Below are 25,551 nucleotides of genomic sequence, written 5' to 3'. Positions count from 1 at the left end.
AAAACAGAGATGGAACAAGCGCATACCCGGTTAATTGCTCAACTCAAGGAACGAATTGCCGCACCGGACAACACGCCGTTGTACCTGAAATTTGCCGAAACGGTTAAAAACGCGGTACGCAGCGGCGTGCTCGCGCACGGTAATATTTTGCCGGGCGAGCGCGATCTGAGCCAGCTGGCCGGTGTGTCGCGCATTACGGTGCGTAAAGCGATGCAGGCGCTGGAAGAGGCCGGCGTCGTCACCCGCGCGCGTGGATACGGTACGCAAATCAACAATATCTTTGAATATTCGCTAAAAGAGGCGCGCGGGTTTTCTCAGCAGGTGGTGCTGCGGGGCAAAACGCCCAACACGCTGTGGGTTAATAAACGCGTCGTGAAATGTCCGGAGGAGATCGCCCGCCACCTTTCCCTTGCGCCGGACAGCGATGTATTTCTGCTTAAGCGCATCCGCTACGTGGATGACGATGCGGTATCAATAGAGGAGTCCTGGGTACCGGTAGGATTAATCCCCAATCCGGACGACATCGGCGTCTCGCTTTACGATTACTTCCGCAGCCAGAATATCTTTCCGCAGCGCACCCGTTCCCGCGTCAGCGCCCGGATGCCGGACAGCGAGTTTCAGGCGCATATCAAGATGGACGATAAGATACCGGTGCTGGTGATCAAGCAAGTCGCGCTCGATCAACAGCACCGGCCAATTGAGTACAGCATCAGCTACTGCCGCAGCGACCTATACGTCTTTGTGTGCGAGGAGTAGGGCCTCGCGCGTGGGGGCGCAGTCGCCACCGCGATGGCTGACTACCCAGGCGGCTACGGCATTGCCAAGCTGCACCGCCTCTGGCAGTGACCATCCCGCGGCCAGCCCGGCAAGGGTACCTCCCGCATGGCTGTCACCCGCGCCGATGGTATCGACCACGGTAGCAGGAAACGCCGGAACGTGTCCGGAAGCGTCACCGTCGTACCAGACCGCCCCGTCTTTATCATGGCGTACGATCAGCGCAGCGCCAAACCTCTGCTGCCACCGTGTGCCGAGCTCTTCCACGTTTACGCCAAGCCATTCGGCGGCAAGTTCCGCCTCCTGACGATTGAGCGAGACGATTGGTTTGCAGGCCATGATCCGCGCCATCAGCGGGTCGGGAATATCCGCGATGCGCGGACCGAAATCGATAAAGAGCGTCGCATCCTGAAGACTTTCCAGCCAGGCCGTCAGCAGCTCACCGCTGGGGGACGCCAGCTGGTAGCCGGACAAAGAGATCAGGCTCCCTGCCGGCACGCTTAACCCGTCCAGCCAGCGCTGCTGCCACTGGTTCTCCACGCCGCTAAACGACATAAAGGTCCGTTCACCGTCAGGCTCCACCAGCGCCAGGCACCAGCCGTTATCGCCCGTTTCCGCTTCCACGGCGCTGTGCAGATCCTGCTTCGCCATGGCGTTACGGATAATATCGGCCCACACGCCGTGGCCGACGGGAAGGGCGTTTTGCGCAGCAATGCCGAGCCGCTTCAGGGCGATGGCGATATTCAGCGCGCAGCCGCCAATATTCACTCCCTGTTGCTTCAGCTCGATATCACACCCGCGCCAGGGCAGGGCGTAGGCGTCGGCAATCACGTCGATGACCGCCGCGCCGAGTACCGTTACGGGGCGCGTGGCGTGAAGGGTTTCGAGACGGCGGGCAAAAGCACTCATACGCCCTCCCTTTGCTCCCGGAAGTGCAGCAGTTTTTCGCAGTAGTGGCCGAAATCGAGCCGGTTTACGGCATCAAGTTCGTTTTTGAGTGCCGGATCAATGGCCTGTACACCGTGCAGCGCGCCGCAGATGGCCGTTGCCATCGCGCCGATAGTGTCAGTATCACCGCCCAGGTTGGCGCATAACACCGCGCAGCGGTTCGGATCGGTACCCGCGAGTTCGACCATCGCAATCGCCGCCGGAACGGACTCAAGGGTGCTCGTGCCCGCGCCAATAAGCTGATAGATCTGCTCGCTGGCGGACTCGGTACCGTTGGCTTCGCGCACGGTTTTCAGGGCCAGCTCAATACGAGCGGAAAGCGATGCGCTGAAGGTGGTCGTGTTCGCCTCCTGCGCCGCACGGGCAATACCCGGCAGGGCATCGGCGATGTGATGCCAGCGTTCGCCGTCGATAGCGCGTGAAACCGCCCAGGCGATCACCACCGCACCGGCGATGGCGAGATCCGATTTATGGGTCGGGCTGGAGGCTAACGCAACCTGTTCCACAAAGTGCGCCAGACGCGTGGCTGGCAGGAGGCATCCCAGCGGGGAGGCGCGCATCGCCGCCCCGTTGGTGACGCCGTTGTTTTCCAGCTGGCTCACCGGCTTGCCGTCACGGATGGCGTTCAGGGCAATTTTGGAGGTCGGGCCGAGCACATTCTTATTGAACGCGTCAAAATCCAGCGCCCAGTCCAGAATATGCTTACCGATAACGTCAGGGTTAATTTCCCCGTCGCATTCGATAATCGCGTCGGCCAGGCACAGCGCCATCGACGTATCATCCGTAAATTCGGCCTGCTTAAAGTAACAGGCGGCATTATTCTCAGCCGGGCCGGGTAAGAAACGGTCGATCCAGCCGAAGTGCGCTTTCACCCGCTTGCGCGGCCACAGCTCCGACGGCATCCCCATCGCATCCCCTAACGCCTGCCCGTAAAGAGCACCGAGAATACGGTCTTGTTTCATTTAACTTCCCCTCGTGTCAGCGCGGTATCGCCATCAACCACCTCAATTGCGGTGATCTCTTTATCCGATTCGCGGAAAAACAGCATAAACAGCACGGCAATCACCACAATCATGATTGCACCAAACGTCCACATTCCGGCCCAGTTGAAGGTCAGCCCATTCACCGGCTCTTTATATGCGAACATTTTTTCCATCATCACGCCGCCGAGACGGTAACCCAGCAGGCTACCAAAGCCCTGACAGCACAGCGTGATCAAGCCCTGCGCCGCGTTGCGCATGTGCACGGGCGCTTTTTTATCCACGTAGATGTACGCGGTGACGTAATAGAAGTCATAGCTTACGCCGTGCAGCAGAATGCCGAGGAACAGCAGGGCGTAGGTGAAGTATTGCTCGGCGCCGCCGTAAACAAAGAAACCGTAGCGAATGGCGGCGGTGATCAGGCCCAGCAGCAAGACCTTCTTAATACCAAAGCGTTTGGTAAAGAATGGCAGAGCGAGCATGAAGAAGATTTCAGAGAACTGGCCGAGGGTCATCCAGCCGGTGGCGTTTTTCATCCCCACTTCGGTGAGATAGCCGTTGGCAAAGATATAGTAGAAGGCCAGCGGCATGGCAAACAGGAACGAGCAGAAGAAGAACACCAGGAAGTTTTTATCGCGCAGCAGGATCAGCGCATCCAGCCCCAGCATCACTTTGAAATCCAGCTTGCCGGTACTCTTCGGCGGGGTATTCGGCAGGAACAGCGCGAAGACGCCAAGCAGAAGGGAGCTGGCAGCGGTCATCAGCAGCGGGATATTGGTGTCAGAGATGTCGCTATAGCCCATCATCTGCGGCAGGAAGCCGCACGCCAGGCCGGAGGCAATCCAGCCGATGGTGCCCATCACGCGAATGCGCGGGAAATCAGCCTCCACGTCATCGACGTTCGCGAAGGCGATACTGTTGGTCAGCGCGATGGTCGGCATATAGGTCAGGGAGTAGGCCAGCAGCAGCGGGAAGAAGGTGCTGAACTGGGTTTGCTGTGCTGCGAAATACATCAGAATCGCGCCAGCGAACATCAGCACGGCCAGCACTTTCTGGGCGGCGAAGAAACGGTCCGTCAGCGAGCCGACCAGGATGGGAGAGAGGATCGCGGCAATCGCGGTACAGGCATACGACCAGCCAATTTCCCCGGCGGTAAACCCGCTCTTACTCAGCCATAGCCACAGCGGCACAAACCATGCGCCCCAGATAAACCATTCAACGAACATCATGAATGACAGTTGGACTTTCGTTTTCATTTTTTAATCCTGCATGTCAGAGGTACGCATGTAACATACCATGTGATAATACCTTTTAAATACCTTTAAGGCGATTGTTTGATCAGTGTAACAAAAATGTTGTACACGAAACGAGCCAGCAGATTGTGCTTAAAAAAGTTGCAAATGGTGGAAAATAGGTTAAGTCGGTACCAGGCTTAGTCTGCCTGCAAAAACGTGGGCTTGGATCACACGCTCCGACATCATGTCGGACTTACGGGAGCATCACTATGACTGATATTGCGCAACTGCTTGGCAAAGACGCCGACAGCCTTTTACAGCATCGTTGTATGACCATTCCAGCCGATCAGCTTTATCTGCCAGGCCATGATTACGTAGACCGCGTCATGGTCGACAACAACCGTCCGCCTGCCGTACTGCGAAACATGCAGACGCTTTACAATACCGGTCGTCTGGGCGGGACCGGGTATCTCTCCATTCTGCCCGTTGACCAGGGCGTAGAGCACTCGGCGGGAGCGTCGTTTGCTGCTAACCCGCTCTACTTTGACCCGAAAAACATTGTCGAGCTGGCGATTGAAGCGGGCTGTAACTGTGTGGCATCGACGTATGGCGTGCTGGCCTCCGTTTCCCGCCGCTATGCTCACCGCATTCCGTTCCTCGTCAAGCTGAATCACAACGAAACCCTGAGCTACCCAACCGAATACGACCAGACACTGTACGCCAGCGTCGAACAGGCTTTCAACATGGGTGCGGTAGCGGTCGGGGCGACTATCTATTTTGGCTCTGAGCAGTCGCGTCGGCAGATAGAAGAGATCTCTGCCGCGTTTGAGCGCGCGCACGAGCTGGGGATGGTGACCGTATTGTGGGCCTATCTGCGTAACAACGCGTTTAAGAAAGACGGCGTGGATTACCACGTATCAGCGGATCTGACCGGCCAGGCAAACCACCTGGCGGCAACCATCGGCGCGGACATCGTGAAACAGAAAATGGCCGAGAATAACGGCGGGTATAAAGCGGTGAACTTTGGCTATACCGACGACCGCGTCTACAGCAAGCTGACCAGCGACAACCCTATCGATCTGGTGCGCTACCAACTGGCTAACTGCTACATGGGCCGCGCCGGGCTGATTAACTCCGGCGGTGCAGCAGGCGGTGAAACCGATCTGACCGACGCGGTGCGCACGGCGGTGATTAACAAACGCGCCGGCGGAATGGGGCTGATCCTGGGCCGCAAAGCGTTTAAAAAATCCATGGCCGACGGCGTGAAGCTGATTAATGCGGTTCAGGATGTCTATCTGGACAATAAAGTGACGATTGCCTAATCGCACGCATCTTCCTGCCGGGATAAGCGTGACCCGGCAGGAAAGTTCTCTCGCTTACTCCTTCAGCGTTTCAGGATGAGGAGTATTCAGCAGACCCGCCATCCCTCTCTTGCTGCTATTTGCTTTTTCTAAGCCCGGCTGCGTGACGCGGATAAAGGCACACAGAACAAAAGCCAGCAGATAAAGCACCGTATAGGCGATGACCACGCCGAGCGTGCTGAACCAGGGCAGCAGCACCACGGCAATCGCCGGCGCAAGGAAGTTAGACAGACCGGCTGACAGGTTATACACCGAAATCGCCGCCCCCTTGTGCCGCGGCTCCAGCGCCGGGAACACCGCCGCCATCGGTACGAAGGCCGCCACAAAAATCCCCAGCGCGATGGCCGGGACCAGCGCCATGGCAAAGTTATGCCCGAAGTGCTGCGGAATGTAGTAAAACGCCAGGCTCGAGAGCGCCATCCCGATACAGCCAAACCAGCGCACCACCCGCATCCAGCCCATTTTTTCCGCCACCACGCCCCAGAAGACGTTCGAGAAGATGGTGGTGAAGAAGAATACCGCCCAGACCTGAAGCCACTCGGAGGTGGTGAAGCCCAGTTCGTCAACAAACATCATCGGCATGATGACGGCAAACCCGAACAGGGAAAGGGTGTTGATGATACGCACCATGCTGGAGAGCAGAATACTGCGGTTGGTGTAGAGCAGCGTCGCTGCACGGCCCAGCTCGGCGAATTTTTCCCGGGTGGAGAGAGTCTGCATATGCCGTGGCGTTTCCACCTTACGCATAGAGACCAGCGCAATGATCCCGCCGGTTACGCAAAACGCCAGTGCCAGCCACAGGGTGCCCATCTCCCCGATGTGCGGAATGGTAAAGCTCGGAATATAACTGCCCGCCACGCCAATACCTACGGAATAAACCGCCCAGTACCAGCCCAGCGCCGAGCTGGATTTATCGCTACGCACATTATGAATAATGACCACGATGAAGGCGTACAAAAATAACGGGTAGGCCAGACCGCGGATCCCATAGAACAGCAGAATTAATGCGTAATTTGCCTGACCCAGACCAAAAACGAGAAACAGGACGTGGAAAACGCACCACAGGACGAAGCCAATCAGCATGGTTTTTTGCGGGGTGATGATTTCAGCCACCACGCCGGAGATCCATGCGGAGATCGCCGCCGCGAGACCGTAGAGCGTGAAGGCGAAAGAGGCTTCAGCAGGCGTGAAGCCCAGTGATTTAATATAGTGCGACAGGAATGCCAGCTCGAAACCGTCACCCGTCATAAAGACCGCGATCGCCAGATATCCCCATAGCAGGTTCAGCGGCAATCCCAGCCACTGTTTATTTATTTCGGACATATTGACCTCGTTTGTAGCGTACAGGTAAGCCCACACCGGAAATATTCCGGCGTGAGTTTTCTTATTGTCTTTTTCTCTAAATATACTGACGTGTATTTATTCTCTGATTACTGTCGCAATCTGTTGTAACTGCTTATAAGCCTCGTATCGACGCAGATGAAGGGACTGAAAGTTCGCTTGCGGATAGAAATATTTATCCACGTGGGTAAATTGTTTCATGGCATCGGTCACTGAAGGCGCTATATTTCCCGCCACCGCGCCGAGAATGGCCGAACCCAGTAATACCGGTTCGCTGCATTGGGTCGCTAACACCGGCAGCCCGCAGGTATCTGCCAGCAGCTGGCGAACGAAAGGGTGCTGGCCCGCGCCGCCGCTGATAACGATATTTTCGGTCTGTACTCCGCATTCACGCTGGGCGTCAATGATTTGTCGCAAACCGTAACCGATACCACACAGACCGGCCACATACAGTGCCATCAGGTTATTGATATCGTTCTCCATGCCCAGCCCGCAGATCGTGGCCCGCGCATGGGGATCGGCAAAGGGCGCGCGGTTACCCAGAAATTCGGGTACCACGTGCAGTCCTGCTGCCAGGTTCACCGCCTCTGAGGCGGTGGCGAAGGTCTGTAAAAGCCGGTCCGCCAGGTAAACCGGCAGCGGCAGGTCTGACTCCTGTGCCAGCTGGCGCGCTTGCGGTGCGGCAGGATGGAAACTTAATAACCGATCGATAGCGGCACCCGCGGCGCTTTGTCCGCCCTCAATCAGCCACAGCCCAGGTACCATCGCGCTAAAATAAGGCCCCCAGACGCCGGGCACAAAAACGGCGCTCTCGGCGCTGGTCATGGTGCACGATGAGGTGCCAAAAACATACGCGAGATTGTTCAGCGCGCCGCCGCCAACGCCCAACGTCCCGATGCCGCCAGCGTGGGCATCAATTAACCCTACCGCCACCGGCGTGCCTGGCAGCAAGCCCATCTCACGCGCGGCCTGCTCCGTTAAGCCCTCGCCGCAAGGGGTGCCGGGGGCGGCAATATGCTGCCCTATGCGGACAAAATCTTCTCCGGCCAGCTCGTCCAGGCCAACGGTGCGGAAATAGTCCGGGTCCCAGCGATTCTCATGGGCCAGCCACGTCCATTTACAGGTTACGGTACAGATGGAACGGGTGACATCGCCGGTCGCGCGCCAGGTCAGGAAATCGGCCAAATCGAAAAATTGCCAGGCGCGATCGTAGACCTCACGATGGTTTTCTTTCAGCCACAGCAGCTTGGGCGTCTCCATTTCGGGCGATATTTTTCCGCCAACATAGTCCAGCACCGGATGATGGGTGGCGTTGATGCGCTCCGCCTGGTCTGTCGCACGGTGATCCATCCAGACGATGATATTGTTTTCCGCTTCACCGTCAGGGCTGACCGCCAGCGGTTCGCCGTCGTTGTCCAACACCACCAGCGAGCAGGTGGCGTCAAACCCGATGCCGGCAACGCTCTGCGGAGTCGTCCCGGAGCGCGCCAGCGCCTCGCGGATGCAGCGGCAAACGGCCTGCCAGATCTCGGCGCTGGACTGCTCCACGCGGCTTCCGCTGCGGTGCACGGTGGCAATTTTCTGCGTCGCGTGGGAAAGCAGCCTGCCGCTGAGATCGAAAATGCCTGCGCGAACGCTGCCGGAGCCGACGTCTACGCCGATAACGGTTTCTGGTGTACTCTTCATCCTTGCGGCCCTTAAAGATCGACGCTGTTAGGCAGAATCACCAGATCCCGGACGGTAACGTTCTTCGAACGGGTCACCATGAACAACACCGATTCTGCGACTTCAATCGGCTGCATCAGGCTGCCGTTTGCCAGCGCTTCATCCATTTTGGCCTGCGGCCAGTCGTCGAGCAGAGCCGTCACTACCGGCCCAGGCAGAACGGCTCCGACGCGTACGCCATGTTCCGCGACCTGACGACGGGTGGTATGCACGAACGCCTGAACGGCAAATTTGGACGCGGTGTAGATCGGCTCCCAGATAACCGGCACCACGCCCGCAATGGAGCTGGTGAAGATAATATCGCCTGACTTCTGCGCAATCATATGCGGCAGTACGGCGCGAACGCAGCGGAAGGCGGCGTTGATATTCAGGTTCAGTACGCGATCCCAGACGTCCGGGTCGCCTTCAGCAACCGGCCCGCCGATGTAGGCGCCTGCATTGGCGTGAAAAATATCCAGGCCGCCGGCGAGGTCGACAATGTCGCTCAGCATCGCGTCGACTTGCTCGGGTTTGAACAGATCGATTTGCAGGGCAAACGCGTTCTCGCCCAGCTCGGCGACAAGGCGCTGAAGCTTTTCGCCTTCCCGGTCGATTAACACCACCTTAGCGCCAGCGCCGAGCAGCGTTTTTGCACACTCCAGGCCAATACCTGAGGCGGCGCCAGTGATAGCAGCGACTTTGCCCTGAAGGGAACTATTCATGGAGGGGACAGAGTGATTCATTTTATAATCCTTTATGCAGAGATGATTTTTAGGGTGTGTCTGCTTTCGCGTGAAGAACGGGGGTTCTGACTGACGCGTGAAGCAAACTGCTCAATCGATGAAGCAGATCTAGCACTTGCTTATTTCTCCAGCAAGAGACATTCAAAATGAAGAGGCGATTTTGTGACGCGCGTTGAGAAAACGAAGAAAACGACCATTTACGATCTGGCGGAACTCACCGGCGTTTCTGCCAGCGCGGTGAGTGCTATTTTGAATGGCAACTGGAAGAAACGCCGCATCAGCGCCAGCCTGGCAGAGAAGGTAACCCGCATTGCACAAGAGCAGGGCTACGCGGTTAACCGTCAGGCAAGCCTGCTGCGCAGCAAGAAATCGAACGTTATCGGCATGATTGTGCCGAAATATGACAACCGCTATTTCGGCTCTATAGCGGAAAAATTCGAAGAGATGGCGCGTGCCAGAGGGCTGTTGCCGATTATTACCTGCACACGCCGACAGCCGGAACTCGAGCTGGATGCCGCCCGTGCCATGCTCTCCTGGCAGGTTGACTGGGTCATTGCCACGGGGGCGACACACCCGGAAAAAATTGCTGAACTCTGTCATCAGGCGGGCGTACCTACGCTAAATCTTGATCTGCCGGGTACCCTGGCGCCCTCTATCATTTCGGATAACTACGGCGGCGCGAAGATGCTGACAGAGCGGATCCTCGCCAGCAGCTTTAAACGGTTTGGTTCGCTGGCTCCGCTGACCTTCGTGGGCGGACGCCGGAGTGATAACAACACCGCAGAGCGCCTGCGCGGGTTCCTTGATGTCCATCAGGCCCATGGGCTGACCGTTCCGGAACAGCAGCTGCTGGTCACCGGGTACTCGTCATCGCGCGTGGAGGAGCAGCTCAGAGCCACCTTCCCGTCGCCATCGACGGCGCTAAAGGGGCTGTTTGTCAATTCGACCATTTCGCTGGAGGGGGTGGTACGTTGGCTGGCCCAATACGGGCAGACCGGCCAAAATCAGCCGCCGATGGGTTGTTTTGACTGGGACCCATTTGTCTCTCTGCTGGGACATGATATCGACATGGTGCGCCAGGACGTCCCGGCGATGCTGGAGAAGGTATTTGAAATTCTCGATTCCGGTGATACCTCGGTCAGGCGTATTGAGATCCCACCGGAACTGATTGGCAGCCAGAGCGTCACGGGCTAGCCCTGACGCGTCAGCAGCCAGCGCGCGGTCTGTTCATCCGTCACCAGACCGTTTACCCAGCCGCCTTTGAGGGCGGCAAGGATCGCCGGGCGTTTATCCTCGCCGCAGGCGGCCGCAATACGTGGACACTGGCTCTGGCGAATATCGTAGCTGGTAATAAAGCGATTAATCTGGCTGTCGATGACGTTGCCGTCGGCATCGATAAAGCGTCCGAGTATTTCGCCAACGCCACCGCGCTGGGTCAGCTCTTCCAGCTGTGCCTCATCGATAAACCCGTCTTTGAAGATAGGGCTCTGCCTGCCCAGCGCCCCGATGCCGACAAAAATCACATCGGCTGCATCCGCCACGGCGCAGACGTTACGGAACAGGCGGTTTGAGCACCACATCTCATGCTCCTCGCTGGACTGAGCATAGCGCGGCGCCGGCCACTGGTAATATTTTCCCTGAATTTTACGCGCCAGCAGCAACGGCACATCATCGTAATAGTTACATTGCCCGTGCTCGTTCATGGCGCTGATCAGGGCGACACAGCGGGTGTTGTGGCTGTCAAAATCGATACGCTTGATGGTTTTTTTTAGCGTCAGTCCGGAGCCAATTCCGACAACCGTGGGTTTATCACCTTGCAGGTAGCGGGCCATCAGCTGATAACAGCCAAACGTCACGCTATCCAGCGCGCTTTCATTGCGGTAGACGGGCACAATGTTGCAGTGGGTCAGGTGATATTTTTCCGCGAGAAGTTGCGCATAATCGAGGCAGTTAGCGACAGGGTGATGAAGCCCAATCGAGACAATGCCTTCCTCTTTCGCGGCGGCAATCAGCCGCTGCACCACCGGTCTTGATGTGCCGAGCTGGCTGGCAATTTCGCTTTGATTAAGCCCGGCGATGTAATACATCCATGCCGCCCGCACTTTTTGATCGAGCCTGATGTCATCTTCTTTGCTCACGTTTCCCTGCCTCAAGAGTGGGGTTGAGGGCGGTCAACACCCACAACAATTGTCTGTCATTCTGGCGGGTGCTCCGCGCTGAGGCAAGCGGTTTGCTCTTTATTGGTCATTTGTTATTTGAATGGTCATTTGTTCTTTTGTGATCTGTAGCTCTTATTTTAATCAAATGATCATCTACAGTTCAGCCATAACCTCACTGGAGAACAGAACAATGACCGAGAAATACACATGGCTACATATTGGGCTGGGGTCTTTTCATCGTGCGCATCAGGCGTGGTATCTGCACCGCCTGATTGCCGGCGGCGATACGCGCTGGCACATCGCTGCGGGCAACATACGCAACGATGCTGAACATGTGGTGCAGGCGCTGGCCGCGCAGAAGGGGCGATATGTACTGGAGACCGTCAGCCCGGAAGGCGAGAGAGACTATGAAGAGATCGCCTCGATTCAGACGCTGATCCCGTGGCAGGCGGATTTGCAGCCGCTGATTGCCGAAGGGGCGAACCCGCAGACTCGGGTCATCGCGTTTACCGTGACGGAGGGGGGCTACTATCTGGATACCAGCCACAGGCTGGATGTGGCCAATGCCGATCTGGCGAGCGATATTAAGGGCGGCTGTAAAACCATCTACGGGACAATTGCCCGCATCCTCGAAGCGCGTATGGCGAACGGAGCGGGTCCGGTAACCTTGCTTAACTGTGACAACGTGCGGCATAACGGCGAGCGCTTCCACGACGGATTGATTGAATTCTTAACCCTCAGCGGCAAACAGAGGGTCATCGACTGGCTGAGCGCTAATGCGACCTGTCCGAATACCATGGTGGATCGCATCACACCGCGTCCGGCGGCCGATCTCCCGGCGCGCATTAAGGCCCGGACGGGCATAGACGATAACGCCCCGGTTATGGGGGAACGCTTTATTCAGTGGGTGATTGAAGACAATTTCCGCGACGTTCGTCCCGCGCTGGAAACGGTGGGCGTGGAGCTGGTGGGATCCGTCATCCCTTATGAAGAGGCGAAGATCCGCATCCTCAATGCCTCCCATAGCTGTATCGCCTGGGCGGGTACTCTGGTCGGGCAGCAGTATATCCATGAAAGCACGCTGACAGAGTTTATCTACAAGATTGCCGACCGCTACGTGACGGAAGATGTCATTCCCTGCCTGGGAGATAATGGCATCGATCTGCCAGCCTACCGCGACGTAGTGCTTAAGCGTTTTACCAACCCCTGGATTCAGGACACCAACCAGCGCGTCGCGGCCGACGGGTTCTCGAAGATCCCGGCGATGATAGCCCCAACGCTGCGTGAATGTTACCAGCGCGGCGTACGTCCTGACGCTACCGCTATGCTGCCTGCGCTGTTCTACGTCTATATGGAGCAGTGGCATCACGGCAAGCTGCCATATGAATACCAGGACGGTATCCTCAACGCCTCTGCGGTACATGCGATGTTCGAATCGGACGATCCGATAGCCCGATATGCCAGCGATACCGCCCTGTTTGGCGATCTGACCGGCCGGGAAGATTTTGCCGCGCTTCTGCGTGAAAAAATCGCTGACGTCTACGCGCTGATTAAGTGAGAGGTGGGTATGTATCTGGGCATCGATCTTGGCACATCAGAAGTAAAGGCGCTGGTCATTGACGAAAACAACGGCGTTGTCGCCACCCATAGCGCGCCGCTGACGATACAGCGTCCGAAGCCGCACTGGTCTGAACAATCGCCGGAAGCCTGGTGGGAGGCAACCGAATACCTGATTGCCACCCTCCGGGAGAAGTGCGGCCACCACTGGCAGGCGATAAAAGCCATTGGCCTTTCCGGACAGATGCACGGTGCGGTACTGCTGGATGCCGCGGGTGAACCCCTGCGTCCGGCCATCCTGTGGAATGACACCCGCTGCGCGCAGGAGTGCGCAGAGCTGGAAGAGATGGCGCCCGAGCTGCACCAGGTGGCGGGGAACCTGGCAATGCCGGGGTTTACGGCACCAAAGCTGCTCTGGGTGCGCCGTCATGAGCCGCAGAACTTCAGCCGTCTCGCCACCGTGCTGCTGCCGAAGGATTATCTGCGCTTCAAAATGACCGGAAAAAAAATCTCTGATATGTCGGACTCGGCAGGGACGCTGTGGCTGGATGTGGGAAAACGAGACTGGTCGGATGCACTGCTGGAAAAATGTGGGCTGTCGCGTGCCGCCATGCCTGCGCTGGTGGAAGGGTGTGAGGTCTCGGCGCTACTCGAACCTGCGGTAGCGCAGCGGTGGGGTCTGAACCCCTCGGTTATCGTTGCCGGCGGCGGGGGAGATAACGCCGTCAGCGCGATAGGGGTTGGGGCCGTTTCGCCGGGCGATGCGTTTATTTCGCTGGGCACCTCCGGCGTGCTGTTTGTGGTCACAGATGCCTACCGTCCGGCACCCCAGTCTGCCGTGCACGCGTTCTGTCACGTGCTGCCAAACCTGTGGCATCAGATGAGCGTGATGTTAAGCGCCGCCAGTTGTCTACAGTGGTTTTGCCGTCTGGTGGGCGTCACGGAGCTGGCATTGCTTGAGGAGATCGCCCAGCTAAGCGATGCGGAGAAAGCGAGCGCGCCGATGTTCCTGCCGTACCTTTCCGGGGAACGTACGCCGCATAACGATCCCTGTGCACGGGGCATGTTCTGGGGGCTAACGCACTCCAGCCAGCGTGCGCTGATGGGGTATGCGGTGCTGGAAGGCGTCAGCTTCGGTATTGCCGATGGCCTTCGCGTGTTGCAGGAGAGCGGCACGCAGATTGAACAGTGCTCCCTCGTCGGCGGCGGGGCGCGGAGCCCCTTCTGGGCCCAGCTGCTGGCCGATATTCTGGCGATGCCGGTGGTGACGCATAAGGGCGGCGAAACCGGCGGTGCGCTGGGGGCTGCACGGCTGGCCTGTCTCGCAGCCGGTAAGCCGCTGGCTTCCGTGTGCGAAAAACCTGAAGTCTATAAAACCTGGCGCAGCGATCCGGCGCGCCACCGTGCGCTGATGACGCGTTACCAGCAGTTTAACGCGCTTTACCAAAACGACCTGAACTACCGAAACCCATAATTCTGTGGCAAAGACCCTCCGGCGATGCTGCCGGAGCGGTTCCCTGTACCCTAAAAACGAGGTCAATATGTCGTTAAATAACAAACAATGGCTGGGATTACCCCTGAGTCTGGTCTGGGGGTATATCGCTATCGCGGTCTTTATGACGGGCGATGGTTTCGAGCTGGCATTCCTGTCGCACTATATTAAGGCGCTGGGCTTCACGCCTGCTGAAGCCTCTTTCGCCTTCACGCTCTACGGTCTCGCGGCGGCGCTCTCCGCATGGATTTCCGGCGTGGTGGCTGAAATCATCACCCCGCAAAAAACCATGCTGATTGGCTTCGTCCTGTGGTGCGTTTTCCACGTCCTGTTTCTCGTTTTTGGTCTGGGTCAGGCAAATTACGCATTAATTCTGCTGTTCTACGGAATCCGCGGCCTGGCCTATCCGCTGTTCCTCTATGCCTTTATCGTCGCCATTGTGCATAACGTTCGCAGTGACAGTACCAGCGCGGCGCTGGGCTGGTTCTGGGCGGTTTACTCTATCGGCATCGGCGTGTTCGGCAGCTACATTCCGAGCTTTACCATTCCGCACATCGGGGAGATGGGCACCCTGTGGCTGGCACTGGCGTTTTGCGTAACCGGCGGGATCATTGCGCTGGTCTCTATGCGTAAGGTGGAAACGCCACGGCATATGCAGACTCTCTCCACCCGGGAAAAATTCGCCGAGCTGGGCCGTGCGGCGACGCTGCTCTACACCAACCGCAGTATTCTGCTCTCCAGCATGGTGCGTATCATCAACACCCTCTCCCTGTTCGGGTTTGCCGTCATCATGCCGATGATGTTTGTTGACGAACTGGGCTTCACCACCTCCGAGTGGCTTCAGGTCTGGGCGGTATTCTTCTTCACCACCATCTTCTCGAACGTCTTCTGGGGCGTGGTGGCGGAAAAAATGGGCTGGATGCGGGTGGTGCGCTGGTTTGGCTGTATCGGGATGGCGCTCTCGAGCCTGGCGTTTTACTACATTCCGCAGCACTTCGGGCATAACTTTGCCATGGCGCTGGTCCCGGCCATCGCGCTGGGGATTTTTGTGGCGGCCTTCGTACCGATGGCGGCGGTGTTCCCGGCGCTGGAGCCGCGGCACAAGGGGGCGGCGATTTCGGTGTATAACCTGTCAGCCGGTCTGTCAAACTTCCTTGCGCCGGCGATTGCCGTGGTGCTGCTGCCCTGGTTCAGCACGCTCGGCGTGGTCATTGCCTACACGGCGCTGTATGTCGTGGCCTTCATCCTGTGTCCGTTTATTCGGGTTGAACAGCCTGGGTTTGTTCGTCAGGAAACCTGTAAGGGTGAAACGGTCGGAATTTCGTAATTTATTCAGGCCTGACGGCAGCGTCGGGCCATTCACGGAGACGTATGATGGATGTTAAGGCGGTAATTTTTGACATGGATGGCGTCATCATTGACTCCGAAGGCCTGTGGCGTCAGGCGCAGAAAGCAGCTCTGGCAGGCTGGCGTGCTGAGGTCAGCGACGAAGAGTGTGAGTCACTGACGAAAGGCAAGCGGCTGGATGAGATTGCCCGGACCTGGTGCGAATACTGCAAACTTGAGGCCGATCCTGAAATGATTGAAGCGGCCATTCGTCTGCGCATCATCGAACTGATTGGCCGGGAAGGCAAAGCGATAGAGGGCATCTACGACGTGATGTCGTATTTTCGTGAGGCAGGTTACCGGATTGCACTTGCCACCTCTTCGTCGCATGAAATCGTGCATGCGGTGCTTAAGAAACTCAGGATGGGTCACTATTTTGAGGTCATTTGCAGCGCCGACGATGAACGCTACGGAAAACCGCACCCTGCCGTCTATCTCTCGGCGCTGCGAAAATTAGGCCTGACGGCCTCGCAGTGTATAGTGATTGAGGACAGCCAGAGCGGCTACCGTGCCGCCCTTAGTGCGGGGCTCAAAACCCTCATCGTCTCGCCAGCGTGCCATCATGCCAGCTTTAACAATGCCAGTGGCCGGTATGCGTCTATGCATGCGCTGCTGGAAACGCTTGCCGTTCCAGCCCCGGAAGCAGGTTAGTTGACTGATTTGTAAGCGCAGAAGTTTCCGCGGGTTGTTGCCGGTCAGCATATTCCTGCTTCTGCGCTTACCTTCAAATAACGTCTCCCGATCAACCTCACATTTCCCCGCGCTTTTGTGAAAATTGTCACGTCCGACCGTGCATATGCCCAAAAAATAGCCTCTCCTTAACGCGTTTTGTCCGAGGACGTGCTGATTTTTTATGCTTAAATTACATACTGAAACGCATTTTTAAAATCATAAAACCCCTTTGTCATTTTCTGCTTCTGGGCTTATCGCCGGACTTAAGGACCGATAATGAAAATTGAATCTGTAAACGTCACCGTTTTTCAGTACCCGACGCGTCGGGTCTCTGACGCCGCGGGGCATTCGCATCCTGGGCCGGAGAGCATGGCCAAAATGGCGATGTTGACCATCACGGCAGAAGAGGGCACCCGCGGATATTCGTTCGCGCCGCCGGAAGTGGTGCGCCCCTTTGTGGTCAATACCTTCTTTCGCAAAGTGCTGGTGGGGCAGGACGCATTCAACCGGGAACGCATCTGGCAGGATCTGGCGCACTGGCAGCGGGGAAGCGCGCATCAGCTGACCGAGCGTGCGCTGGGCTTCGTTGAACAGGCGCTGTGGGATCTGATTGGCCGTAAGCTCAACCTGCCGGTCTGGAAACTGCTTGGCGGCTATCGCGATAAGGTGCCGGCCTACGGCAGCACCATGTGCGGCGACGATCTGCCGGGCGGATTATCCACGCCGGAGGAGTACGCCAGCTTTGCCGAAAAGCTGGTAGCGCGCGGTTACAAGGCCATCAAGCTGCACACCTGGATGCCGCCGGTCTCTTTCGCCCCCAATCCAAAGATGGACGTCAAAGCCTGTGCCGCCGTGCGTGAAGCGGTTGGCCCGGACATTGACCTGATGATTGACGGCTACCACTGGTACAGCCGTACCGAGGCGCTGTACATCGGCAAAGCGCTGGAAAAGCTTGACTTCGCCTGGTTTGAAGAGCCGATGGAAGAGGAGAGCATGGCCTCCTACGCGTGGCTGGCGGAGAACCTCTCGATTCCGGTTATCGGGCCGGAAAGCCTGGGCGGAAAGCACCACAGCCGTGCTGACTGGATCAAAGCCGGGGCCTGCGACATCCTGCGCGCAGGGTCGAACGGCGTGGGCGGCATTTCCCCAACGCTGAAGGTGGCGAACCTGGCGGAATCTTTTGGCATGGACTGCGAAATACACGGCAACGGCGCGGCCAGCCTGGCGGTGATTGGCGCCATCAAAAACTGCCGCTGGTACGAGCGCGGCCTGCTGCACCCGTTCCTCGACTACGACCAACCGGCGGCGTACCTCAACAGCCTGGTGGACCCGATGGACGAAAACGGCATGGTCAGTCTGCCGACCCGCCCGGGACTGGGCGAAGACATTAATTTTGCATATATCGAAGCCAATACCGTCAGCCACGACTGACAGATAAAAACGTACCCTACAGGCGATATATACATGAAACGATCTCCCTTAGCCGGGGCGTGCTTGCTCGCGCTCTCGCTGATGATGGGGAGCGGTGCGGCGTACGCGAAAACGCCGCCCGACCAGCTCATCATCGGCATGAACATGAATAACCTGCTGACCCTCGATCCGGCGGCAATGACCGGTAACGAAGTGGTCGGCATTGTGGTCAATCTCTACGACTCGCTGGTGGAGCTGGACCCGAACGCGCTCACCAACGTCCTGGGATATTTCGCCGGACCGTAAAACCCTGACCTTTCACCTGCGTGACGACGTTAAATTCCACTCTGGCAACCCGCTGACGGCGGATGATGTGGTCTGGTCGATGCGCCGTCTGCTGCACCTCAACCTTGCCCAGGCCTCGGTGTGGAAGTCGTATGGATTTTCTAAGCAAAACATCGACAGCCAAATCAGCGCCCCCGATGCCTACACGGTGCAAATTGTTCTGCCTAAGCCTAACGATCCGCAGCTGGTGATCTACTCCCTCGGCGCGCTCGGCAACCTCGGCGTGCTCGACAGCAAAACGGTGCAGCAGCACGCGGTGAATAACGACTGGGGCAACCGCTGGCTTACCACCAACGAAGCGGGTTCCGGCCCGTTTATGCTGGAAACCTGGCAGGCGAAGGATGTGCTGCGCATGCAGCGCAACCCGCAATACTGGCGGGAAGAACCCAAAATGAGCCGGGTGGTGCTGCGTCATTTCCAGGAGTCACAAACCCTGCGCCTGATGATTGAGAAAGGCGACCTCGACGTTGCCAACAACATGGCGGTGGCGGACATTAACGCCCTGCGCAAAGACCCGCAGCTCACCGTCGAAGCCGTGCAGAAAGGCACGGTCTACTACGTGGCGATGAGCATGAAAGAGGTCCATTTTGCTAACCCGAAGGTGCGCGAAGCGGTGCGCTATCTGATTGACTATCAGGGCATCAACAGCGCGCTGATGCCGGGCTACGGCGTGCTGCACCAGCGCCCGATCAAGGCGGGTATGCCGTCCACGCTGCCGGACCCGGGCTATAGGCTCGATATCCCGCGCGCCAGAAAGCTGCTGGCGGAGGCGGGCTACCCGGACGGGTTTGACACCACCCTGCGGGTGCTGGCGGATCAGCCGTTCCTCAATATCGCCATCGCCGTGCAGTCGACGCTGATGCAGGCGGGCATCAACGCCAAAATCATCACCGGCACCGGGAACCAGATTTACGGCGCAATGCGCGAGCGCAAGTTCGACATGCTGGTGGGGCGCGGCGGTAGCGGCGTCGAACCCCATCCGCACTCCAGCCTGCGGGCGTTGGTCTATAACCCGGACAACAGCGATGAAGCCCGTCTGACCAACTTCCAGGGCTGGCGTACCAGCTTCTACGACAAGCCGCTCAACGAAATGATCGACAAGGCCCTGCTGGAGCGCGATCCGGAAAAACAGATCGCCGATTACCAGCAGATCCAGGTCCGCTACGACGCGCTGATCCCGGCGATGATCCCCCTGTCACAGATGGTCGATTCGGTGGTGGTGCGTAACGAGGTGAAGAACTTCCAGTCGCACCCGTCGGCCACCACCTTCCTGCGTGAGGTCTACAAAACCGGAGGTGACAAATGAGCGTGGCAATTCTCGCGCCCGGCTCACGGACCCGGCGCTTCTCAAAGCGGTTAACGCAGGTGGTGGTGACGCTGTTCGGCCTTCTGCTGCTGACCTTTTTCATCGGCCGCGTAATGCCCGTTGATCCGGTGCTGGCGATTGTCGGACCGGATGCCGACCACAGCACCTATCAGCAGGTCTATCACCAGCTGGGATTCGACCGGTCGCTGCTGGCTCAGTTCGGTATTTACCTCAATAACCTGCTGCACGGCGATCTGGGCAATGCCCTGCTGACGGGTAAACCGGTGACTGCCGATATTCTGCGCGTCTTCCCGGCGACGCTCGAGCTGGCGACGATGGCGATTATCGTCGGTGCGGGTCTGGGCATTCCGCTGGGCGTACTGGCGGCGGCGCGGCGCAACAGCGTTTCCGACTACGTGGTGCGCATCATCAGTCTGGCGGGTTATTCCACGCCGATTTTCTGGGTCGGGATGATGGGGCTGCTGCTGTTCTACGCCTGGCTTGGCTGGGTGGGAGGCGCGGGACGTCTGGATCTCGGACTGGAGGGGGTAGTCCCACGCCGCACCGGACTGATGACGGTGGATGCGCTGCTGGCCGGGAACGGCGCGGTGTTCTGGAACGCCATTAACCATCTGGTTTTGCCCGCGTCGCTGCTTGGCTTCCACTCGCTGGCCTATATCAGCCGCATGACCCGCAGCTTTATGCTGGCGCAGCTGTCGCAGGAGTTCATTATCACTGCCCGGGTGAAGGGCTTAACTGAACGTCAGGTGATCTGGAATCACGCGTTTCGCAACATTCTCGTGCAGCTCCTGACGGTAGTGGCGCTGGCCTACGGCTCGCTGCTGGAGGGGGCGGTGCTGATTGAAACCGTCTTCTCCTGGCCGGGCTTCGGTTCGTATCTCACCGGCAGCCTGCTGCTCGGGGATATGAACGCGGTCATGGGCTGCGTGCTGCTGGTGGGGGTCATCTTCGTGATGCTGAACCTGCTCTCCGACATGCTGTATCAACTCTTTGACCCGAGGACGAAATCATGACCGTTTCTCTGGATTCGCCGCTGGGGACCGGGCCATCCGAACGCCGCCAGCGTATCAGACGCACGCTGGGCCGCGCCGCGGGCTTCGTCGGCAAGATGGCGCGCAATCCGCTCACCGCCATCGGCGGCGGGATTATCCTGCTGCTGCTGATTGTGGCGGCGTTTGCCCCGCTGATCGCGCCGTACAACCCGCTGGTGCAGGACCTCAATAACGCGCTGGTCGCCCCGAACGCACTGCACTGGTTCGGCACCGACGAGTTTGGCCGGGACATCTTCAGCCGGCTGGTGTACGGCGCGCGCATCACGCTCTACATCGTGCTGCTGGTCTCCGTGACCGTTGGCCCGCTGGGGCTGCTGCTGGGCGTCACCGCAGGCTACTTCGGCGGCAGGGTGGACGCGGTGCTGATGCGCGTCACCGATATCTTTATCTCCTTCCCGAGCCTGGTGCTGGCGCTGGCGTTTGTCGCGGCGCTCGGGCCGGGGCTGGAGCACGTGGTGATTGCGATTACGCTCACCGCCTGGCCGCCGATTGCCCGTCTGGCGCGCGCCGAAACTCTCTCTCTGCGCCAGGCCGATTTTATCTCCGCCGTGCGGCTTCAGGGTGCTTCCCCGGTGCGCGTACTGTGGCGTCACATCGTCCCGCTGTGCCTGCCGTCAGTGATTATCCGCATCACCATGAACATGGCGGGGATCATTCTCACCGCCGCCGGGCTGGGCTTTCTTGGCCTTGGCGCACAGCCGCCGGAGCCGGAGTGGGGAGCGATGATCTCCAGCGGTCGTACCTACATGATGGAGTGCTGGTGGGTGGTGACTATTCCGGGGCTGGCGATCCTGATCAACAGTCTGGCGTTCAACTTCTTAGGAGATGGCCTGCGTGACATCCTCGATCCTCGTAGCGAATAACCCGATGCTCGACGTGCGCGATCTCCACGTCGATTTTATCAACGGCGGCGCGTTCACCCACGCGGTGCGCGGCGTCTCTTTCCAGCTCGGACGCGAAAAGCTGGCGATTGTCGGTGAATCCGGTTCCGGTAAATCCACCGTCGGGCGGGCGCTGCTACGCCTGCATCCGGCCAAAGCGCAGATCCGCGCCGCGCGGATGCAGTTTGGCGATGTCGATTTACAGGCCGTCAGCGAGGCGCAGATGCGCGGCATTCGCGGCAAGCGCATCTCGATGATCATGCAGGACCCGAAATACTCCCTTAACCCGGTGGTGTGCGTGGGCGACCAAATTGCCGAAGCCTGGCTGACCCATCATCCGGGGCGCAAGGCGGAAGCCAAAGCCAGAGTGCTGGAGATGCTCGACGTGGTGCGCATTCGCCAGCCGGAGCGGGTGTATCACCTCTGTCCGCACGAGATTTCCGGCGGGCAGGGACAACGCATCATGATCGCCATGATGCTGATCGCCGATCCCGAGCTGGTCATTGCCGACGAGCCGACTTCGGCGCTGGACGTGTCGGTGCGTTTGCAGGTGCTGGGGTTACTGGATGACCTGGTGCAGTCCCGCGGTCTGGGGCTGATCTTTATCAGCCACGACATCAACCTGGTGCGCAGCTTCTGCGACCGGGTGCTGGTGATGTACGCCGGACGGGTGGTGGAGTCGATTGCCGCGAAGGATCTGCACAACGCCAGGCATCCCTACACCCAGGGGCTCATCAGCGCGCTACCGGAAATCAACCATCGCCGACCGACGCTGCCGGTATTACAGCGTCAGGCCAGCTGGCTCACCGAGTAAGGAGCAGAGATGATCGAGATACAACACCTTAACCTGACGTTTGGCGAGGGCGAGAAGCGTAATCAGGTGCTGGACGATGTGAATATCAGCGTGAGGGACGGCGAGATTTACGGCCTGGTGGGGGAGTCCGGTTCGGGCAAAACCACGGTGCTGAAATGCCTTGCCGGGCTGTTTACCCACTGGGAGGGCGAGCTGGCGATTAACGGCAAGCGGCTGGAAAAACGTATCAGCCAGGAACGCTGCCGCCGGGTGCAGATGGTATTTCAGGATCCGTACGGCTCTTTGCATCCGCGTCACACCATCGGCGATATTCTGGAAGAGCCGCTGCACATTCACCGCATAAAAGATCGGGAGCGGCGCGTTCACGCCCTGCTGGATAAAGTTGGGCTTAGCCGGGCGTTTCGCGATCGCTATCCGCACCAGCTTTCCGGCGGGCAGCGCCAGCGCGTGGCGATTGCCAGGGCGCTGATTCTGGAGCCGCAGGTGCTGCTGCTGGATGAACCTACCTCGGCGCTGGACGTCTCGGTTCAGGCGGAAATCCTCAACCTGCTGGCGGAACTTCAGCGTGAGTCGAACCTGACCTACCTGATGGTCACCCACGATCTGGGCGTGATTGCCCATCTGTGTCAGAAGGTGGCGGTAATGCAGTATGGCAAAATCCTTGAAAGCCTGACGGTGGACGAACTGGTCGCCGGGCAGGCCAAAACCGACTATACGCGGATGCTGGTCAATGCCTCACAGCAGTATTCCCGCGAGATGGCGCGGGAGGTGGCGGTGTATTAGGTAGCCGGGTGGCGGCTACGCGATCGGTCCTGTAGGCCGGGTAAGGCGTAGCCGCCACCCGGCAAACTATCAGCGCAAGAGCTGACAATCCGGCGGTAATCGGCACTGTAACGCGCCCGGAACAACTTCGATGCGGAATTTCTCTCCGCTCAGCGGTTCGCCATCAAGGTTAAAGGTCATGCCGTGTGGGGCGATCACTTCAAACCACGCGGATTTCCCGGCGATGATATTGGGGCTCTCCTCTGGCTGCGTCAGCGTCGTAAACAGCGCGGGCAGCAGCCCGTCGCCAGTAAAAATGCGCAGCTGTAGCTGACCATCATTAATCAGGGCTTCCGGGCAAAGCTGCTGTCCGCCGCCTGCCTGACGTCCGTTGCCGATACCAATCACCAGCGCGTCGCCCTGCCAGTGGAAGTTCTCACCGTGGATTTCACAACTGTCGGGCTTGAGGGTGTCCATGCGCATCAGGCCGTGAATGAGGTACGAGACGCCGCCCAGCGCGGCTTTCAGCTTCTCCGGCGTTTCGCTGGTGATCCGCGTGCCGAAACCGCCCGTTGCCATGTTGATAAAACAGGTTCTTTCATTCACCTGCGCAATGTCGACGGCGGTCGCTTTCCCGAGGATAGCCAGTTGCAGCGCTTTGCCTAAATCCTCAGGTATGCCGGCGCTGGTGGCAAAATCATTGGCGGTACCGAGCGGTAAAATGCCCATCACCGGGCGATGTGCTGTGTTGAGGTCAATAAGCGCGCCAGCGATCTCGTTGATTGTTCCGTCGCCGCCGCCTGAAATGATGGTCTCAGCGCCTAACCTGATGCCTTCGTCGATATAGCGTGCCGCATCGCCTTTTTCGAAGGTCACCCGCACGTGAATACGCGCGCCATCTTCACGCAATTCGGTGATCGCCTGGCGCAACAGATCGTTGCCTGCACTTTTGCCATTGAGAATTAATAAACTGTCTGGATAGGATGCCATCCGGGTTGCTCCCTTTTTTAACTATAGAAAGAGTGTATCCCAGAGAAGGAAAAAGCGGGTAAGAACAGGATGAAAGGCAAAAAATAAGCCCGCGTAAGGGAGATTACGCAGGCTAAGGAGGTGGTTCCTGGTACAGCTAGCATTTATGGGTTATGTTTTTCAGCGGGGGGATAATACCCGTATTGAACGAAGCGGTATGTGATCCGATTCTAAGAATTATCCCAGCGTGAAAAAATCCCGTTGATTGACTATTTGCCGTGTGGATTTCGGGTATTTTCACCTTCAAAATTACGCATCAGCAGCGCAAACTCCAGCTCTACCTCTTCAGGAACCGGCAGCCAGACCACATGGCCGTCGCCAGGAGCGACCTCTATCGCCTCACCTTTTTTGTTTTCCAGGTGCTCCAGGCGGAAGTTCATGTTGCCCTGAGGCGTCATCAGCTCCAGGCTGTCGCCTTTAGTGAATTTGTTTTTTACGGCGACGGCGGCCAGCGGACCTTTACGTTCGCCGGTGAAGTCGCCTACAAACTGCTGGCGTTCGGAAATAGAGTAGCCATGCTCGTAGTTCTGGTAGTCGTCGTGGGTGTGACGACGCAGGAAACCTTCGGTATAGCCGCGATGCGCCAGACCTTCCAGCGTTTCCAGCAGGCTGGTGTCGAACGGTTTGCCGGCGGCGGCATCGTCGATGGCTTTGCGATACACCTGTGCGGTACGGGCGCAGTAGTAGTAAGACTTGGTGCGGCCTTCGATTTTCAGGGAGTGTACGCCCATCTGGGTTAAACGCTCGACGTGTGCGATGGCGCGCAGATCTTTGGAGTTCATGATGTAGGTGCCATGCTCGTCTTCGAAGGCGGTCATGTATTCGCCCGGACGTTTGGCTTCTTCGATCATAAACACGCTGTCGGTAGGCGCGCCGATACCCAGCGTTGGCTCAACGTTGGTGACCGGGATCGGCTCGTGTTTGTGCACGATATTGCCGATGTCATCTTCTTTGCCTTCCTGAACGTTATATTCCCAGCGGCAGGCGTTGGTGCAGGTGCCCTGGTTCGGGTCACGCTTGTTGATGTAGCCAGAGAGCAGGCAGCGGCCGGAGTAGGCCATGCACAGCGCGCCGTGAACGAAGATTTCGATCTCCATATCCGGCACCTGGGTGCGGATCTCTTCGATCTCTTCGAGGGACAGCTCGCGGGACAGAATGACGCGGGTCAGCCCCATCTGTTTCCAGAATTTCACCGTTGCCCAGTTGACGGCGTTAGCCTGCACCGAGAGGTGAATGTCCATCTCCGGGAAGTTCTCCCGAACCAGCATGATTAAACCCGGGTCCGACATGATCAGCGCGTCCGGCCCCATCTCCACGACCGGCTTCAGGTCGCGAATGAACGTTTTCAGCTTGGCGTTGTGCGGCGCGATGTTCACCACCACGTAGAATTTTTTGCCCAGGGCATGCGCTTCATTGATGCCGAGCTGAAGATTCTCGTGGTTGAATTCGTTGTTACGCACGCGCAGCGAGTAGCGCGGCTGGCCCGCGTAAACGGCGTCGGCACCATAGGCGAAAGCGTAACGCATATTTTGCAGCGTTCCCGCCGGGGAAAGGAGTTCCGGTTTAAACATGTTTGTTC

Annotated in this window: 21 protein-coding genes and 1 pseudogene; 13 read left to right on the top strand and 9 right to left on the bottom strand. The window is 58.3% G+C overall.

The window, feature by feature from the left end; genetic code table 11:
- Positions 1–9 precede the first annotated feature (9 nt).
- Positions 10–756 carry a GntR family transcriptional regulator gene (locus ACQG0T_RS14930; protein WP_003859242.1) on the top strand — a complete coding sequence of 249 codons (747 nt, stop codon included), beginning with the start codon at positions 10–12 and terminating at the stop codon, positions 754–756.
- On the opposite strand, the gene ACQG0T_RS14925 is transcribed toward ACQG0T_RS14930, so the two are convergent.
- Genes ACQG0T_RS14925 through ACQG0T_RS14915 form a run of 3 tightly spaced genes read right to left on the bottom strand, consistent with a single transcriptional unit; the run spans position 730 to position 3,958 of the window.
- Complete coding sequence (locus tag ACQG0T_RS14925; RefSeq protein ID WP_023295037.1) at positions 730–1,683, bottom strand: PfkB family carbohydrate kinase; 954 nt, start codon at positions 1,681–1,683, stop codon at positions 730–732. The two genes, ACQG0T_RS14930 and ACQG0T_RS14925, sit on opposite strands and share 27 nt — an antisense overlap.
- Entirely contained in the window at positions 1,680–2,684 is a 1,005-nt protein-coding gene (locus tag ACQG0T_RS14920) for an ADP-ribosylglycohydrolase family protein (protein ID WP_015572351.1), read from the bottom strand. Before ACQG0T_RS14920 ends, ACQG0T_RS14925 begins: the two co-directional genes overlap by 4 nt.
- Positions 2,681–3,958 carry a nucleoside permease gene (locus ACQG0T_RS14915; protein WP_003859236.1) on the bottom strand — a complete coding sequence of 426 codons (1,278 nt, stop codon included), beginning with the start codon at positions 3,956–3,958 and terminating at the stop codon, positions 2,681–2,683. Before ACQG0T_RS14915 ends, ACQG0T_RS14920 begins: the two co-directional genes overlap by 4 nt.
- Positions 3,959–4,206: 248 nt before the next feature.
- On the opposite strand from ACQG0T_RS14915, the gene fbaB reads away from it, so the two are divergent.
- Positions 4,207–5,259 carry a class I fructose-bisphosphate aldolase gene (gene fbaB / locus ACQG0T_RS14910; protein ID WP_015572352.1) on the top strand — a complete coding sequence of 351 codons (1,053 nt, stop codon included), beginning with the start codon at positions 4,207–4,209 and terminating at the stop codon, positions 5,257–5,259.
- Positions 5,260–5,313: 54 nt separating this feature from the next.
- Here fbaB and ACQG0T_RS14905 read toward each other — a convergent pair whose 3' ends face one another.
- From ACQG0T_RS14905 to ACQG0T_RS14895, 3 genes are all read right to left on the bottom strand, one after another.
- Positions 5,314–6,621: an RbtT/DalT/CsbX family MFS transporter gene (locus ACQG0T_RS14905; protein ID WP_159403407.1), complete on the bottom strand. Its 1,308-nt coding sequence runs from the start codon at positions 6,619–6,621 to the stop codon at positions 5,314–5,316.
- A gap of 96 nt (positions 6,622–6,717) precedes the next feature.
- A complete protein-coding gene (locus tag ACQG0T_RS14900) occupies positions 6,718–8,325 on the bottom strand; it encodes an FGGY-family carbohydrate kinase (protein WP_271040356.1) in 1,608 nt (535 codons plus the stop codon).
- An 11-nt stretch (positions 8,326–8,336) separates the two neighbouring features.
- Positions 8,337–9,086: an SDR family oxidoreductase gene (locus ACQG0T_RS14895; protein WP_271040355.1), complete on the bottom strand. Its 750-nt coding sequence runs from the start codon at positions 9,084–9,086 to the stop codon at positions 8,337–8,339.
- Between the two features lie 162 nt (positions 9,087–9,248).
- Here ACQG0T_RS14895 and ACQG0T_RS14890 point away from each other — a divergent pair, with 162 nt between their 5' ends.
- Positions 9,249–10,280 carry a LacI family DNA-binding transcriptional regulator gene (locus ACQG0T_RS14890; RefSeq protein ID WP_271040354.1) on the top strand — a complete coding sequence of 344 codons (1,032 nt, stop codon included), beginning with the start codon at positions 9,249–9,251 and terminating at the stop codon, positions 10,278–10,280.
- Here the strand turns inward: ACQG0T_RS14890 and ACQG0T_RS14885 are convergent.
- Positions 10,277–11,224, bottom strand: a complete 948-nt coding sequence (locus ACQG0T_RS14885) for a sugar-binding transcriptional regulator (protein ID WP_023295033.1) — start codon at positions 11,222–11,224, stop codon at positions 10,277–10,279. The two genes, ACQG0T_RS14890 and ACQG0T_RS14885, sit on opposite strands and share 4 nt — an antisense overlap.
- Before the next feature lie 211 nt (positions 11,225–11,435).
- On the opposite strand from ACQG0T_RS14885, the gene dalD reads away from it, so the two are divergent.
- From dalD to ACQG0T_RS14835, 10 genes and pseudogenes are all read left to right on the top strand, one after another.
- Positions 11,436–12,803: a D-arabinitol 4-dehydrogenase gene (dalD, locus tag ACQG0T_RS14880; protein ID WP_017693073.1), complete on the top strand. Its 1,368-nt coding sequence runs from the start codon at positions 11,436–11,438 to the stop codon at positions 12,801–12,803.
- 9 nt (positions 12,804–12,812) lie between these two features.
- Complete coding sequence (xylB, locus tag ACQG0T_RS14875) at positions 12,813–14,276, top strand: xylulokinase (protein ID WP_015572354.1); 1,464 nt, start codon at positions 12,813–12,815, stop codon at positions 14,274–14,276.
- 67 nt (positions 14,277–14,343) lie between these two features.
- Positions 14,344–15,621, top strand: a complete 1,278-nt coding sequence (locus ACQG0T_RS14870; protein ID WP_017693074.1) for an RbtT/DalT/CsbX family MFS transporter — start codon at positions 14,344–14,346, stop codon at positions 15,619–15,621.
- Positions 15,622–15,665: 44 nt separating this feature from the next.
- Positions 15,666–16,331 (top strand): HAD family hydrolase, encoded by a 666-nt coding sequence (locus tag ACQG0T_RS14865; RefSeq protein ID WP_015572355.1) that lies wholly within the window; start codon positions 15,666–15,668, stop codon positions 16,329–16,331.
- A 297-nt stretch (positions 16,332–16,628) separates the two neighbouring features.
- Positions 16,629–17,783, top strand: a complete 1,155-nt coding sequence (locus ACQG0T_RS14860; RefSeq protein ID WP_015572356.1) for a mandelate racemase family protein — start codon at positions 16,629–16,631, stop codon at positions 17,781–17,783.
- A gap of 33 nt (positions 17,784–17,816) precedes the next feature.
- Positions 17,817–19,413 (top strand): annotated as a pseudogene (locus tag ACQG0T_RS14855) (ABC transporter substrate-binding protein).
- Entirely contained in the window at positions 19,410–20,447 is a 1,038-nt protein-coding gene (locus ACQG0T_RS14850; protein ID WP_017693076.1) for an ABC transporter permease, read from the top strand. The pseudogene ACQG0T_RS14855 and the gene ACQG0T_RS14850 overlap by 4 nt, the downstream one beginning before the upstream one ends.
- Complete coding sequence (locus ACQG0T_RS14845) at positions 20,444–21,349, top strand: ABC transporter permease (RefSeq protein WP_015572358.1); 906 nt, start codon at positions 20,444–20,446, stop codon at positions 21,347–21,349. The genes ACQG0T_RS14850 and ACQG0T_RS14845 overlap by 4 nt, the downstream gene beginning before the upstream one ends.
- Positions 21,321–22,181 carry an ABC transporter ATP-binding protein gene (locus ACQG0T_RS14840; RefSeq protein ID WP_271040353.1) on the top strand — a complete coding sequence of 287 codons (861 nt, stop codon included), beginning with the start codon at positions 21,321–21,323 and terminating at the stop codon, positions 22,179–22,181. Before ACQG0T_RS14845 ends, ACQG0T_RS14840 begins: the two co-directional genes overlap by 29 nt.
- 9 nt (positions 22,182–22,190) lie before the next feature.
- Entirely contained in the window at positions 22,191–22,964 is a 774-nt protein-coding gene (locus tag ACQG0T_RS14835) for an ABC transporter ATP-binding protein (protein ID WP_032104609.1), read from the top strand.
- A 69-nt stretch (positions 22,965–23,033) separates the two neighbouring features.
- On the opposite strand, the gene yegS is transcribed toward ACQG0T_RS14835, so the two are convergent.
- Both yegS and yegQ read right to left on the bottom strand, forming a co-directional pair.
- Positions 23,034–23,933, bottom strand: coding sequence for a lipid kinase YegS (gene yegS / locus ACQG0T_RS14830; RefSeq protein ID WP_015572360.1), 900 nt, complete (start codon positions 23,931–23,933; stop codon positions 23,034–23,036).
- A 248-nt stretch (positions 23,934–24,181) separates the two neighbouring features.
- A complete protein-coding gene (gene yegQ / locus ACQG0T_RS14825; protein ID WP_017383261.1) occupies positions 24,182–25,543 on the bottom strand; it encodes a tRNA 5-hydroxyuridine modification protein YegQ in 1,362 nt (453 codons plus the stop codon).
- Positions 25,544–25,551: the final 8 nt, after the last annotated feature.

This window comes from Enterobacter cloacae complex sp. 302F9 (genome assembly GCF_050030335.1).
Classification (GTDB): Bacteria; Pseudomonadota; Gammaproteobacteria; order Enterobacterales; family Enterobacteriaceae; genus Enterobacter; species Enterobacter hormaechei_C.
This window is presented reverse-complemented; position numbering and strand designations above follow the sequence as displayed.